This is a genomic window from Streptomyces sp. A18 (genome assembly GCF_059026065.1).
The window spans coordinates 176,603-189,223 of sequence record NZ_JBWLKL010000008.1 but is presented as its reverse complement, the minus strand read 5'-3'; the positions used below and the strand labels follow the sequence as shown (position 1 = coordinate 189,223).

The 12,621-nt window shown below is 71.0% G+C and carries 14 protein-coding genes; 8 read left to right on the top strand and 6 right to left on the bottom strand.

Translation table 11 applies throughout. From position 1 onward, the window contains the following. Window positions 1–12 precede the first annotated feature (12 nt). Window positions 13–1,344, top strand: coding sequence for a serine hydroxymethyltransferase (glyA, locus tag AC5P1C_RS16145; protein WP_493866516.1), 1,332 nt, complete (start codon window positions 13–15; stop codon window positions 1,342–1,344). A 61-nt stretch (window positions 1,345–1,405) separates the two neighbouring features. Here glyA and AC5P1C_RS16140 read toward each other — a convergent pair whose 3' ends face one another. From AC5P1C_RS16140 to AC5P1C_RS16130, 3 genes are all read right to left on the bottom strand, one after another. Further along, window positions 1,406–2,254, bottom strand: coding sequence for a hypothetical protein (locus tag AC5P1C_RS16140; protein WP_493866515.1), 849 nt, complete (start codon window positions 2,252–2,254; stop codon window positions 1,406–1,408). 78 nt (window positions 2,255–2,332) lie between these two features. Continuing rightward, entirely contained in the window at window positions 2,333–3,208 is an 876-nt protein-coding gene (locus AC5P1C_RS16135; RefSeq protein WP_493866514.1) for a hypothetical protein, read from the bottom strand. Beyond that, a complete protein-coding gene (locus AC5P1C_RS16130; protein ID WP_493866513.1) occupies window positions 3,201–3,824 on the bottom strand; it encodes an RNA polymerase sigma factor in 624 nt (207 codons plus the stop codon). The genes AC5P1C_RS16135 and AC5P1C_RS16130 overlap by 8 nt, the downstream gene beginning before the upstream one ends. A 226-nt stretch (window positions 3,825–4,050) precedes the next feature. Between AC5P1C_RS16130 and trpS the strand changes: the two genes are divergently transcribed. Further along, window positions 4,051–5,064: a tryptophan--tRNA ligase gene (gene trpS / locus AC5P1C_RS16125; RefSeq protein WP_493866512.1), complete on the top strand. Its 1,014-nt coding sequence runs from the start codon at window positions 4,051–4,053 to the stop codon at window positions 5,062–5,064. 75 nt (window positions 5,065–5,139) lie between these two features. Then, window positions 5,140–5,727, top strand: coding sequence for a 2'-5' RNA ligase family protein (locus tag AC5P1C_RS16120; RefSeq protein WP_493866511.1), 588 nt, complete (start codon window positions 5,140–5,142; stop codon window positions 5,725–5,727). A gap of 67 nt (window positions 5,728–5,794) precedes the next feature. Here AC5P1C_RS16120 and dprE2 read toward each other — a convergent pair whose 3' ends face one another. Both dprE2 and dprE1 read right to left on the bottom strand, forming a co-directional pair. Beyond that, window positions 5,795–6,550: a decaprenylphospho-beta-D-erythro-pentofuranosid-2-ulose 2-reductase gene (dprE2, locus tag AC5P1C_RS16115; protein ID WP_493866510.1), complete on the bottom strand. Its 756-nt coding sequence runs from the start codon at window positions 6,548–6,550 to the stop codon at window positions 5,795–5,797. Window positions 6,551–6,570: 20 nt separating this feature from the next. Further along, a complete protein-coding gene (dprE1, locus tag AC5P1C_RS16110) occupies window positions 6,571–7,980 on the bottom strand; it encodes a decaprenylphosphoryl-beta-D-ribose oxidase (RefSeq protein WP_493866509.1) in 1,410 nt (469 codons plus the stop codon). 166 nt (window positions 7,981–8,146) lie between these two features. Between dprE1 and AC5P1C_RS16105 the strand changes: the two genes are divergently transcribed. From AC5P1C_RS16105 to AC5P1C_RS16090, 4 genes are read left to right on the top strand one after another with little or no spacing between them, the layout of a single operon-like run. Then, complete coding sequence (locus AC5P1C_RS16105) at window positions 8,147–8,668, top strand: phosphatase PAP2 family protein (RefSeq protein ID WP_493866508.1); 522 nt, start codon at window positions 8,147–8,149, stop codon at window positions 8,666–8,668. After that, window positions 8,661–9,611, top strand: a complete 951-nt coding sequence (locus tag AC5P1C_RS16100) for a decaprenyl-phosphate phosphoribosyltransferase (RefSeq protein WP_493866507.1) — start codon at window positions 8,661–8,663, stop codon at window positions 9,609–9,611. Before AC5P1C_RS16105 ends, AC5P1C_RS16100 begins: the two co-directional genes overlap by 8 nt. A gap of 26 nt (window positions 9,612–9,637) precedes the next feature. Beyond that, on the top strand, window positions 9,638–10,072 hold the full coding sequence (locus AC5P1C_RS16095; protein ID WP_493866614.1) for a GtrA family protein: 435 nt from the start codon (window positions 9,638–9,640) through the stop codon (window positions 10,070–10,072). Beyond that, window positions 10,060–11,034 carry a YihY/virulence factor BrkB family protein gene (locus AC5P1C_RS16090; protein WP_493866506.1) on the top strand — a complete coding sequence of 325 codons (975 nt, stop codon included), beginning with the start codon at window positions 10,060–10,062 and terminating at the stop codon, window positions 11,032–11,034. The genes AC5P1C_RS16095 and AC5P1C_RS16090 overlap by 13 nt, the downstream gene beginning before the upstream one ends. Here AC5P1C_RS16090 and AC5P1C_RS16085 read toward each other — a convergent pair. Then, complete coding sequence (locus AC5P1C_RS16085; protein ID WP_493866505.1) at window positions 10,982–12,241, bottom strand: D-alanyl-D-alanine carboxypeptidase family protein; 1,260 nt, start codon at window positions 12,239–12,241, stop codon at window positions 10,982–10,984. The two genes, AC5P1C_RS16090 and AC5P1C_RS16085, sit on opposite strands and share 53 nt — an antisense overlap. Window positions 12,242–12,359: 118 nt before the next feature. On the opposite strand from AC5P1C_RS16085, the gene AC5P1C_RS16080 reads away from it, so the two are divergent. After that, a complete protein-coding gene (locus tag AC5P1C_RS16080) occupies window positions 12,360–12,602 on the top strand; it encodes an SCO4848 family membrane protein (protein ID WP_493866504.1) in 243 nt (80 codons plus the stop codon). Window positions 12,603–12,621: the final 19 nt, after the last annotated feature.

Genomic DNA, 12,621 nt, shown 5'->3' with positions numbered 1-12,621 from the left:
CCGGAGGCCACCATGACCGACTCCTCTTCCTCTTCCTCTTCCTCGAACTCCGTATCTGCGAGTTCCTCGCATTCTCCGAACACCCTCAGCCATCCCGCGCTCGCCGCGCAGGACCCCGAGCTGTCCGCGCTCGTCGGCGCCGAGGAGCAGCTCCAGGCCGACACCCTGCGCCTGATCCCCAGCGAGAACTACGTCTCCACCGCGGTCCTCGAAGCCTCCGGCACGGTCCTGCAGAACAAGTACAGCGAGGGCTACCCGGGCCGCCGCTACTACGAGGGCCAGCAGAACATCGACCCCGTGGAACGCCTCGCCGTCGCCCGCGCGAAGTCCGTCTTCGGTGTCGAGCACGCCAACGTCCAGCCCTACTCCGGCTCTCCGGCCAACCTCGCCGTCTACCTCGCTTTCGCCGACCCCGGTGACACCGTGATGGGCATGGCCCTCCCCATGGGCGGCCACCTCACCCACGGCTGGGGTGTCTCCGCCACGGGCAAGTGGTTCCGCGGCGTCCAGTACGGCGTCCGCCACGACACGGGCCGCATCGACTTCGACGAGGTGCGCGACCTGGCCCTCAAGGAACGCCCCAAGCTGATCTTCTGCGGTGGCACCGCCCTCCCTCGCACCATCGATTTCGCCGCCTTCGCCGAGATCGCCCATGAGGCCGGAGCCGTCCTCGTCGCCGACATCGCACACATCGCCGGCCTGGTCGCGGGCGGCGCCCACCCCTCACCGGTCCCGCACGCCGACGTCATCTCCACGACCACCCACAAGACCCTGCGCGGCCCGCGCGGCGCGATGCTGATGTCCCGCGAGGAGCACGCCAAGGCCATCGACAAGGCGGTCTTCCCCGGCCTCCAGGGCGGCCCGCACAACCAGACCACCGCCGCCATCGCCGTCGCCCTGCACGAGGCTTCGCAGCCCTCCTTCCGCGACTACGCCCACGCGGTCGTCGCCAATGCCCAAGCCCTCGCCGAAGCACTGCTCGCCCGCGGCTTCGACCTGGTCTCCGGCGGCACCGACAACCACCTGATCCTGATGGACCTCACCCCCAAGGACGTCCCGGGCAAGGTCGCCGCGAAGGCGCTCGACCGGGCCGGAATCGTCGTCAACTACAACACCGTGCCGTACGACCCGCGAAAGCCGTTCGACCCCTCCGGCGTCCGCATCGGAACCCCCTCGCTCACCTCCCGCGGTCTCGGGACGCAGCACATGCCGACCGTCGCCGACTGGATCGACCGAGGCGTCGCCGCGGCCCGTGCCGGTGACGAGGACGCCCTGACGAAGATCCGTTCCGAGGTCGCCGACCTGATGGCCGCCCACCCGGCCCCGGGCCTGCCGGCGCACTGACTCACCGGCCGGACCGCCCCCCCGGGGCGGCCGACTCGCCGGCCGGGGGGTGCCGCACCCCTCACACGTCCCTCAATTCCTGCCGCGGGCCGTCCTCATGAGACCGCCGTCCGCGCAGCAAGGCGAGGACGCGACGGCGCTCGACGAGTGGCCCCCGCAGCAGCAGCGCTCCCACGGCTCCCGCCGCGGCGCCCGGTATCGCCCACCACCAGCCCGCGCCACCGTCGCCCGGTGCGCCATCGGTCCGTCCGGAGGCGGCCTGCTCGGGCTCGGCCTCCGGGTCCGAGGCCGATGTCGAGGCCGATGTCGGTGGCGGGGCTGAGTCCGCCCCGGGGGCTATCCCCTGATTGCCCTTGCCCGTCGGCGCGCCCATGACCCCGAGCTTCTTGAACAGGGCCGTCAGGCGAGCCGGATCCTTCGCCTTGTGCCAGGCGCCGGTCATGGAATCCACGTCCGTCGTCGTGTGGATCCACACGACCGCGGTGTCCTTGCCGTTCCTCCCGTCCTTCCCGTCCTTCCCGTCCTTCCCGTCCTTGGAGCCGGACGTCACCGGATAGGCCCGGTCCACCCGCCACGGCCGCACGTCGTGGACCATCCACGTCACGTTGATCTGACGGCTTCCGTCGCCCATGTCCAGGCCCGGTGGCCGCTCGCGCCTGCCCTCGCCGATGCCGCCGATGCCGCCGACGCCGCCGATGTCGCCGAGACAGCGCTCCAGCTCGCCGTACGCCTTGTCGCTCACATAGAGCGCCGTGCTCTGACCGCTCTCGGGCGAGACCACCAGGACGCTCGTCGGCCCACCTGCCATCGCCTCCGGCGCGCCCATCACGCCCAGTGCCAGTGCTGCCGCGAGCCCCGCCACCGACCCGCACATTCCCCTGGCCGTCCGCGTCTTCCGCGTCGTCCTCATCCGCATGTCCGATCCCCCAGCCGCTCTCCGGCACGACCCGTCCGCACCGCGTCACTTCTGGTACACCGCCCGAGCCGTTCAGGTTCCCGATTCGCCAGGACGAGCCGAGACGGACTTCCCGATCTCCAGCGCCCGCTCCTTGGACGCCACGCCCTCGAGCCGCAGCGTGAGCTCCGCCCCCCGCGTCCACAGCAGCGTCGGCCCCGCGATCCGCTCGGAGCGCGTCCACCTGTCGCCGTCGCCCTCCACCATCCAGAACGTGAGCCGGTGCGGGCTCGGGAACCACACCCCGGTCTCCCGGCCGACCTGCACCCAGTCGGGGCGCTCCGTCACCGTCTTGCTGAAGCCGAGGTCGAGGCGTGCCCCGAACTCGTCGAGTCGTATCGTCCGGCCCTCGTCGCGCCAGCACAGGGTGACCTGGACGCGCGCGCCCGGCTCCCGTGTCACCGCGACAGCGTCAGGCGCGCCCAGAGCGTCCGGCACCGCGGGCACGAACCCGGCCCGCCGCTCGGCCTCGGAAAGGCTCACCCCCCGGCCGCACCCGGGCACGCCCTTGGCCGGCGGGGGAGCCGACGGGTCGTACCGCACCTCGACCCCGCCGAAGTCGAACCACTCGAAGACCGCGGCCCGCACCGGCGGCGTGAGCACCGCGGCCGTCAGGAGACCGCACAGCGCCGCCGTCAGGACCCGCCACCGCGCCCGCAGCCACGACCGCAGCCGGGTGAGGCGACCGGGCCGCTCGGCCACCGGCACCGTTCCCGGCGCCGTTCCCGGCACCGGCAACGACTCCGCGATGATCTGCGCGAGGACCCGCTCGGCCATCGACTCGCCGGTGGGCCCCAGCGGGTCGAGTGATCTGCCGAGCGCTCGCAGCTCCTCGGGAAGCCGACGGGCGTCGCTGCCTCCGGCCCGTTCGGCGGAGCCCCCGCCCTGACCGTCGCCCCGCTCACTCATGCCCGTCGCCTCCCTCCGGTCCTTCCGGTGCGTCCGGCCCCTGCGGCAGCAGCCGCCCCAGCTTCCGCAGCGCGCGGTTCAGCCGGGACTTGACCGTGCCCCGTGGCCAGCCCAGCGCCTCGGCCGTCTCCGCCTCGTCCATCTCCAGGAGATAGCGGTACGTGACGACCAGGCGGTGCTCCTCGCTCAGCCGGTCGAGCGCGGTGAGCAGAGCCGACCGGCGCTCGCGCTCCAGCGCGGCCACCGCGGGGTCCGCCGATTCCGGTATCAGCGGCTCCGCCTCCGCGAGCGCGGCCTCGCGCCCGACGAGCGAGCGCTGCCGCACCGCCGAACGCACTGTGTTCCTCGTCTCATTGGCGACGATCGACAGCAGCCACGGCTTGAACGCCGAGCCGTCCCTGAACCGCCCCAAGGAGCAGTACGCCTTGAGAAAGGCCTGCTGCACCACGTCTTCCGCGTCTGATCCCGCCCCGAGTGCCACTGCCGCCCTGAGTGCGATCCCGGTGAAAGCGCGCACCAGTTCCGCGTACGCCTCCGGCTCCCCGGCGCGCACACGCGCGATCACCGCACCCTCGTCGACGCGGCCCCCCTCCAGGACCTCCCCCTGTGCCCTCACACTCTTGATACACCGGCCGGACGAGATCGGTTCCGCATTCGCCCGACCCGATCGAAGCGACGGACCGAAGCGACGGACCGAAGCGACGGACCGAAGCGACGGACCGAAGCGACGGGGCGAAGCGACGGACCGAAGCGACGGATCGAGGTGACGGATCACAAGATCGCGGCACACCCGTCACACGTCTGTTTCCGAGCAATGAGAGACACCTGAGAGAATGAGCCTCATGGCCTCTGATCGTCCTCGCGTGCTCTCCGGAATCCAGCCCACCGCGGGCTCGTTCCACCTCGGCAACTACCTCGGCGCGGTCCGCCAGTGGGTGGCGCTGCAGGAGTCCCACGACGCGTTCTACATGGTGGTGGACCTGCACGCGATCACGATCCCGCAGGACCCGGCCGAGCTGCGCGCCAACACCCGGCTCGCCGCCGCCCAGCTCCTGGCGGCGGGACTCGACCCGGAGCGCTGCACGCTCTTCGTCCAGAGCCACGTACCCGAGCACGCCCAGCTCGGCTGGGTCATGAACTGCCTCACAGGCTTCGGTGAGGCGTCGCGCATGACGCAGTTCAAGGACAAGGCGGCCAAGCAGGGTGCGGACCGCGCCTCCGTGGGCCTCTTCACGTACCCGGTCCTCCAGGTCGCGGACATCCTGCTCTACCAGGCCAACCAGGTCCCGGTCGGTGAGGACCAGCGCCAGCACATCGAGCTGACCCGCGACCTCGCGGAGCGCTTCAACGGCCGCTTCGGCGAGACGTTCACCGTCCCGGCGGCGTACATCCTCAAGGAGACGGCGAAGATCTACGACCTTCAGGACCCGTCGATCAAGATGAGCAAGTCGGCGTCCACGCCGAAGGGCCTGATCAACCTCCTCGACGAGCCCAAGGCCACCGCCAAGAAGGTCAAGAGCGCGATCACCGACACCGACACGGTCGTGCGCTACGACACCGTGGACAAGCCGGGCGTCAGCAACCTCCTCACCATCTACTCGACGCTCACCGGCATCGGTATCCCGGAACTGGAGCAGAAGTACGCCGGCAAGGGCTACGGTGCGCTGAAGACGGACCTCGCCGAGGTCATGGTCGACTTCGTGACTCCTTTCCGGGACCGCACCCAGGCCTACTTGGACGATCCGGAGACGCTCGACTCGATCCTGGCCAAGGGCGCGGAGAAGGCGCGCGCCGTAGCCGCGGAGACCCTCGCCCAGGCGTACGACAAGGTGGGCCTCCTGCCCGCCAAGCACTGACCCACACAGCCCCCCCTGCACCACCCCAGGTACAACAGCGCCCTCTGCCCGCCACCCGACCGACAGGAGTACGACGTGGGGACCGTAACGATCGGTGTGTCGATCGCGGTTCCGGAGCCTCACGGCAGCCTGCTCCAGGAGCGGCGCGCGGGCTTCGGGGACCCCGCGGCGCACGGCATCCCCACCCACGTCACGCTGCTGCCGCCGACCGAGGTGGACTCCGCGGCGCTGCCCGCGGTAGAGGCGCACCTGGGGGCCGTGGCGGCCGCCGGGCGCCCCTTCCCGATGCGCCTCTCCGGGACGGGCACGTTCCGTCCGCTGTCGCCCGTCGTCTTCGTCCAGGTGATGGCGGGCGGCTCGGCCTGCGGCTGGCTGCAGGAGCGGGTGCGGGACGCGTCCGGGCCCATGGCGCGCGAGCTGCAGTTCCCGTACCACCCGCACGTCACCGTGGCGCACGGCATCTCCGAAGAGGCCATGGACCGGGCCTACGCGGAGCTCTCGGAGTACGAGGCCGAGTGGCCCTGCACCGGCTTCGCGCTCTACGAGCAGGGTGCCGACGGAGTGTGGCGCAAGCTGCGCGAGTTCGTCTTCGGGGGCGGTGGCCCCCTGGTGCCACCCCAGGCGGCGGCCCCGGCCGCGCACGGCGTGCTGCCCGCCCGCTGAGCTCAAGCGCTGCCCGCCCGCTTACCTGGACGCGGCCTCCGAGAAGCCTTGTACCGGAAGAGAAGCCTTACACCGGAAGCCGCCGGAACACCGTCCGCGGTACGTGCCGCAGCGCCGACATGACCACCCGCAGCGCGCCGGGCACCCACACGGTCTCCGAGCGCCGCCGCAGGCCCGTCTCGATGGCCAGCGCGACGGCCTCCGGAGTGGTCGCCATCGGGGCCTCCTCCAGGCCCGCCGTCATCTTGGAGCGTACGAAGCCGGGGCGTACGACCATCACGTGCACCCCTGTGCCGTGCAGCGCGTCGCCCAGGCCCTGGGCGAAGGCGTCGAGGCCCGCCTTGCTGGACCCGTAGATGAAGTTCGTGCGGCGGGCGCGCTCGCCCGCGACCGACGAGAGCATCACCAGGGAGCCGTGCCCCTGGGCCTGCAGCGACCGCGCGCAGACCAGGCCCGCCGAGACCGCGCCGGTGTAGTTCGTCTGCGCGACCCGCACCGCCGACAGGGGCTCGTCCTCGTCGCGTGCCTGGTCGCCCAGGATGCCGAAGGCCAGCAGCACCATGTCGATGTCGCCCTCGGCGAAGATCTTGCCCAGCGTGGACTCGTGGGACTCGGAGTCGAGCGCGTCGAAGGCGACGGTGCGGACGTCCGCGCCGATGTCGCGCAGGCCCGCAGCGGCCTTCTCCAGGCCCGGGGACGGCCGCCCGGCAAGCCACACCGTGCGGGTGCGCCGCGCGACCAGACGGCGGGCCGTGGCCAGCCCGATCTCGGAGGTGCCGCCGAGTACGAGCAGGGACTGGGGGGTGCCGAAGGCGTCCTTCATGGGACCAACTCCTGGAGGTGCTAGAGGGCGAGGCGGCGCGAGAGGTCCGAGCGGAACAGGCCGCGCGGGTCGAGGTCCGCCCGCAGCGCGCGGAAGTCGTCGAGCCGCGGGTACATCGCGGCGAGCATCTCGGGCCGCAGGCGGGAGTCCTTGGCCAGGTAGACGCGGCCGTCGGACGCGGCGACCTCCTCGTCCAGTTCGTCGAGGAAGGCGCCGAGGCCCGGCAGGTTCGCCGGGATGTCCAGGGCGAGGGTCCAGCCGGGCATCGGGAAGGAGAGCCAGCCCGGATCGCCCTCTCCGAAGCGCTTCAGCACGGCGAGGAAGGACGGGCAGCCGCGCTCCGAGATGCGCCGCACGATGCGCCGCAGGGACTCTTCCTTGCCGTACCCGACGACGAATTGGTACTGCACGAAGCCGCCGCGGCCGTACACGCGGTTCCAGTGCGGGACGCCGTCCAGGGGGTGGAAGAACGTCGACATCTTCTGGAGCTCGCCCACCCGGGAGCGGGGTGCCTTGCGGTACCAGAGCTCATTGAAGAGGCCCACCGACTTCCGGCCGAGCAGCCCTTCGGGCAGGAAACGGGGGGCGGAAGGCAGTTGGCCGGGCCGGAACGCCAACGGGGCTCTACGCGCGCGTGCCGGGAGGGCGTCCAGGGGAGCGTGGTCGCCGCGTGTGAGCACCGAGCGTCCCATCGCGGCGCCGCGCGCCAGGAGGTCGATCCAGGCGACCGAGTAGCGGTAGCGGTGGTCGGTGGCGGTGAGGCGGGCCATCAAGTCGTCCAGGTCGGTGGCGCGCTCCGTGTCCACCGTCATCAAGGAGGTCTCGACCGGCTGGAGTTGCAGCGTCGCGGCGAGGATCACGCCGGTCAGGCCCATGCCGCCGGCCGTCGCGTCGAACAGGGGGGTGCCGCACTCGACCGCCTGCACCGTGCCGTCGGCGGTGAGTAGTTCCACCGCCATCACATGGCGCGAGAACGACCCGGACCCGTGGTGGTTCTTGCCGTGGATGTCCGCGCCGATCGCGCCGCCGACCGTCACGTAGCGCGTGCCGGGCGTGACCGGCACGAACCAGCCGAGCGGGAGCAGGACTTCCATCAGGTGGTGCAGGGAGACCCCGGCGTCGCACAGGACGGTGCCCGCGTCCGCGTCGATGGCGTGCACGCGGTCCATGCCGGTCATGTCGAGGACCGAGCCGCCCGCGTTCTGTGCGGCGTCCCCGTAGGCCCGTCCAAGGCCCCTGGCGATGCCGCCGCGCTCCCCGCAGGCCCGGAGTGCCGCCACGGCCTCGTCGGGCGTACGGGGGCGGAGCAGGCGGGCGGTGGAGGGGGCGGTGCGCCCCCAGCCCGACACGGAAACGGCCTCGGTCGTCGCCATGGACGCGGCCTCGGTCGCGGTCGCGGAGTCGGCGGGCGGAGCGGAGTCGGCAGGCATAGGCGTGACCGTATCGCCCGAGCAAGGACAGTTTGCCCTTATTCGTCAGAGCCCTCACCGAAATGGGTGATTGATGGAGTGTCGTCCTATATTGCCGTAAATATTGAGAGATTGGCTAGAAGAGTCGGGAGGTCAGGTCCTTGAAGTCCCCGGAGAAGGAGGCCACATGCACGACATGGACCACCGGCTGCTGTCGGCCCTGCGCGACTGCGGCTCCGACGCGCGCGTGGCAGCCGTCGCACGGGCCCTGTCCTGGACCGGAGAACACGGCGCCCTCTGGATCGCCGCCGGGCTCGCGGGCGCCGCGGTCGACCGCGAGCGGCGCGGCGCTTGGCTGCGCGGCACGGCGCTGACCGCCGCGGCCCACCTGGCCAGCATGGGCGTCAAGCGGGTCGTACGGCGCCCGCGCCCCGGCGGCGACACGGGCGCCGCGCCCCTCGTCAGGACCGCGGGACGGCACTCCTTCCCCAGCTCGCACGCTACTTCGGCCGCCGCGGCCACCGTCGCGTACGGCGCCCTGAGTCCCGTCGGAGCCCGCGTCGTCCCGCCGCTCGCCGCCGCGATGTGTGTCTCGCGGATGGTCGTCGGCGTCCACTACCCGACGGACGTGGCGGCCGGCGCGGCCCTCGGCGCCCTCACCGCGCGCCTGGGCTCCACCTGGATGAACGGGGGCCGTAAGCATGTCTGAGCGCACCGTCCTGCTCGAACGCCCCCAGCCGCCCCGGCCGCCGGGACCGAACCCCCTCGCCCTGCCGCTCGGCCTCCTGAAGACCGCGCGTCCCCGCCAGTGGGTGAAGAACGTCCTGGTCGTCGCGGCCCCCGCCGCCGCGGGCGAACTCTTCTCGCGGCACGCGCTGATCCAACTCGTCCTGGTGTTCGCGCTGTTCACGGCCGCCGCGTCCGCCGTCTACCTGATCAACGACGCGCGCGACGCCGATGCCGACCGCGCCCACCCCACCAAGTGCCGCAGGCCCGTCGCCGCCGGTCAGGTGCCGGTGACGGTCGCGTACGCGGTCGGCGGGCTGCTCGCCGTGCTCGCGCCCCTGGCCGCCGCGGCGTTCTGCACGCCCCTGACGGCGGGGCTGCTCGCCGCCTACGTAGTGATGCAACTGGCCTACTGCGTGAGCCTCAAGCACGTGCTCGTCGTCGATCTCGCCGTCGTCACCACCGGCTTCCTGATGCGGGCGATGATCGGGGGAGTGGCCCTGGACATTCCGCTCTCGCGCTGGTTCCTGATCACCACGGGCTTCGGCGCGCTCTTCATGGTCTCCGCCAAGCGCTACTCCGAAGCCGTCCAGATGTCCGGGAGTGCCGAGAAGCTGGGCGCCACGCGCGCGTTGCTCACCGAATACACCACCGGATACCTCCGCTTCGTGTGGCAACTTGCCGCGGGCGTCGCCGTCCTCGCGTACTGCTTGTGGGCCATGGAGAGCGGCGGCACCGGCAACGGCCTGCTGCCCTGGCGGCAGCTGTCCATGGCCGCCTTCGTCCTCGCGGTCCTGCGGTACGCCGTCTTCGCCGACCGGGGCACGGCCGGTGAGCCCGAGGACGTCGTCCTGCGTGACCGGGCGCTCGCCGTCATCGGCCTCGTGTGGATCGCCATGTACGGCCTAGCGGTCGCCGACTGGTGAGCCCCTTCAGGGAGCGGCTGCGGGCCATGGGCCCCGAACTGCTCGGCTTCGCCGCCGCCGGGATCTGCGCGTACGCCGTCGACCTCGGCCTGTTCATCTGGCTGCGCGGCCCCGTCGGCCTCGACCCGCTGACCGCCAAGGCGCTGTCCTTCCTGGCCGGTTGCACGGTCGCGTACGCGGGCAACGCGCTCGGCACCTACCGGCGGCGCGAGGGAGCCGGAGTGGCGCGAGCCTCGCGGCTTCGGCAGTACGGGATCTTCTTCGCCGTCAACATCGCGGGCGCCCTGGTGCAGTTGCTCTGCATCGCGGTCTCCCACTACGGCCTGGGCCTCACCTCACAGCGCGCGGACACCGTCTCCGGTGCGGGAGTCGGTATGGCACTCGCCACGGTCCTGCGTTTTTGGGGTACCCGGACCTTGGTCTTCCGTACAGCGGGCAGGGAGGCATCATGGACTGGCTGAAAAAGCTCCCCGGCATCGGGCCCCTGGTGGAGCGCCTGATGCGCACGCACGCGTGGAGCGCGTACGAGCGGCTCGACAGCGTGCACTGGGCCCGCCTCGCGGCAGCGATGACCTTCATCAGCTTCCTGGCGCTCTTCCCGCTGATCACCGTCGCCGCCGCGATCGCCGCCGCGACGCTCTCCAAGAGCCAGCAGAACAAGCTCGAGGACACGATCTCCAAGCAGGTCCCCGGCATCTCCGATCAGCTGAACCTGGACGCCCTCGTCGCCAACGCGGGCACCATCGGCCTCGTCGCGGGCGCCCTGCTGCTCTTCACCGGCATCGGCTGGGTCGGCTCGATGAGGGAGTGCCTGCGGGCCGTCTGGGAGCTCGAGGACACCGAAGAGAACCCCGTCATGCGCAAGATCAAGGACGCCGGGGTGCTCGTCGGACTCGGCGGCGCCGGACTCGCGTCCGTCGCCGCCTCGACCCTCGCGTCGACCGCCGTCGGCTGGAGCGCCGACCTCGTCGGGGTCTCCGAGGACGGCTGGGGCGGGGTGCTGCTGCAGGCGATCGCGTTCGCCATCGCCGTACTCGCGGACTTCCTGCTGCTGCTCTACGTCCTGACGCTGCTGCCGGGCGTCCAGCCGCCCCGCCGCCACCTGATCACCGCGGGTCTCATCGGCGCGGCCGGGTTCGAACTGCTCAAGCTGCTGCTCGGCGGCTACATGAAGGGCGTCGCGTCCAAGAACATGTACGGCGCCTTCGGAGTGCCCGTCGCGCTGCTCCTGTGGATCAACTTCACCGCGAAACTCCTGCTCTTCTGCGCCGCCTGGACGGCGACGCGGAAGGAGCGACGTACAGAAGAAGAAGCCCGGGAAGCAGAAGCTCAAGAAGAGCGGAAGAAGCAGCAGGAAGAGCCCGGAGACGTCAGCGGCGGCTCTTCCGCTGCACCCGGTCCGGCAGCGGCATCCGGCGGCTGATCACGAACCAGCCGGCGGCGATGAGCGCCAGGACGCCCGCCGCGACCCCGAGCGCGATGCCGACGCCGCCCGACTCCTTGCCGGAGGCGTGCGCCACGTTCTTGGACGAGTCCGACCCGTCCTTGCCTGCGCCGGGAGCGCCCTTGCCGCTGCCCGTACCGGCACCCTTCGGGGCGACCAGTTCGCCCACCGGCTCGACCTTGCCCGAGGCCTTGAAGCCCCAGTCGAGGAGGCGTTCGGTCTCCTTGTAGACCGCGTGCTGTTCCCCGGAGTCGGGGTTCATGACGGTGACGAGCAGCACCTTGCCGTTGCGCTCGGCGACACCGGTGAAGGTGTTGCCCGCGTTCGTGGTGCTGCCGTTCTTGACGCCCGCGATGCCCTTGTAGGCGTCGAGACCGATGTCCCCCGTGAGGAGCCGGTTGGTGTTCTGGATCTCGAAGGGCTCGCGCTTCTTCTTGCCCTTGTCCTTGCCCTTCGTGACCTTCTTGGTCTCGCCGGGGAACTTGGCGGTGGCCGTCGAGCAGTACTCGCGGAAGTCCTTCTTCTGCAGCCCGGACCGGGCGAACAGCGTCAGGTCGTACGCGGAGGAGACCTGCCCTTTCTCGTCGTAGCCGTCCGGGCTGACCACATGCGTGTCGAGGGCCTGGAGCTCCTCGGCGTGGGACTGCATGTCCTTGACGGTCTGCGGGACGCCGCCGTTCATCGCCGACAGGACGTGCACCGCGTCATTGCCCGACCGCAGGAAGACGCCGAGCCACAGGTCGTGGACCGTGTACGTCTCGTTCTCCTTGACGCCGACCATGCTGCTGCCCGCGCCGATGCCCGCCAGGTCGGAGAGCTCGACCTTGTGTTTCTGCGTCTTGGGGAACTTCGGCAGGACCGTGTCCGCGAAGAGCATCTTCAGGGTGCTCGCCGGGGGCAGCCGCCAGTGCGAGTTGTGCGAGGCGAGCACCTCGCCCGTCTCGGCGTCGGAGACCATCCAGGAGCGCGCGGACAGGTCCTTGGGGAGGACGGGCGCGCCCGCCTTCAGGCTCACCTGTGTGCCCGGCTTGCCGAGCTTGGCGCCGCCGACGGTCGACATCGACGCGGGCGGCTCGGGCTTCTTCTCGCCTCCCGGCTTGTCGTCCGCCCACGCGGGAGCAGTGGTCGACATGGTCAGCAATGCGACGGAAGTGACCAACAAGGCGGTCTTTTTTGCGGCAGGCACGGACGAGAACGTACAGGGCGCTGCTGTGGGAGTCGCCGCCGAGGTGGTCTGTGTCCTCGACGGCGCGGGCTCCCCACCCCGGCGGCGGTGCGGAAGGAAGGCTCGCGATACTGAACGTATGAAGCTCAGCCGCCCGGTCTCCTGGTTCCTGCTCGCCTTCGGTGTGTGGAGCTGGTTCATCTGGATCACTTTCGTCAAGAACCTGTGGAAGGACGGCAGCGGGCTCGCCTTCGATGACGCAGGCGACCCGAGCGCGTACTTCTGGGTCCACCTGACGCTCGCCGTCGCCTCCTTTGTCTTGGGGACGGTGGTAGGGACCATCGGGTTGCGCGGAGTGCGTGCTCTGCGGCGTACGTCATGACTGATCGGTCACTTTGAGG

What these genes read in the sequence shown, in the direction of transcription:
- glyA (WP_493866516.1), top strand. Translation starts at nt 13, where the DNA reads ATGACCGACTCCTCTTCCTCTTCCTCTTCCTCGAACTCCGTATCTGCG.
- AC5P1C_RS16140 (WP_493866515.1), bottom strand. Translation starts at nt 2,254, where the DNA reads ATGAGGACGACGCGGAAGACGCGGACGGCCAGGGGAATGTGCGGGTCG.
- dprE2 (WP_493866510.1), bottom strand. Translation starts at nt 6,550, where the DNA reads ATGAAGGACGCCTTCGGCACCCCCCAGTCCCTGCTCGTACTCGGCGGC.
- AC5P1C_RS16100 (WP_493866507.1), top strand. Translation starts at nt 8,661, where the DNA reads ATGTCTGAGCGCACCGTCCTGCTCGAACGCCCCCAGCCGCCCCGGCCG.
- AC5P1C_RS16090 (WP_493866506.1), top strand. Translation starts at nt 10,060, where the DNA reads ATGGACTGGCTGAAAAAGCTCCCCGGCATCGGGCCCCTGGTGGAGCGC.
- AC5P1C_RS16105 (WP_493866508.1), top strand. Translation starts at nt 8,147, where the DNA reads ATGCACGACATGGACCACCGGCTGCTGTCGGCCCTGCGCGACTGCGGC.
- AC5P1C_RS16135 (WP_493866514.1), bottom strand. Translation starts at nt 3,208, where the DNA reads ATGAGTGAGCGGGGCGACGGTCAGGGCGGGGGCTCCGCCGAACGGGCC.
- AC5P1C_RS16080 (WP_493866504.1), top strand. Translation starts at nt 12,360, where the DNA reads ATGAAGCTCAGCCGCCCGGTCTCCTGGTTCCTGCTCGCCTTCGGTGTG.
- AC5P1C_RS16095 (WP_493866614.1), top strand. Translation starts at nt 9,638, where the DNA reads ATGGGCCCCGAACTGCTCGGCTTCGCCGCCGCCGGGATCTGCGCGTAC.
- trpS (WP_493866512.1), top strand. Translation starts at nt 4,051, where the DNA reads ATGGCCTCTGATCGTCCTCGCGTGCTCTCCGGAATCCAGCCCACCGCG.
- dprE1 (WP_493866509.1), bottom strand. Translation starts at nt 7,980, where the DNA reads ATGCCTGCCGACTCCGCTCCGCCCGCCGACTCCGCGACCGCGACCGAG.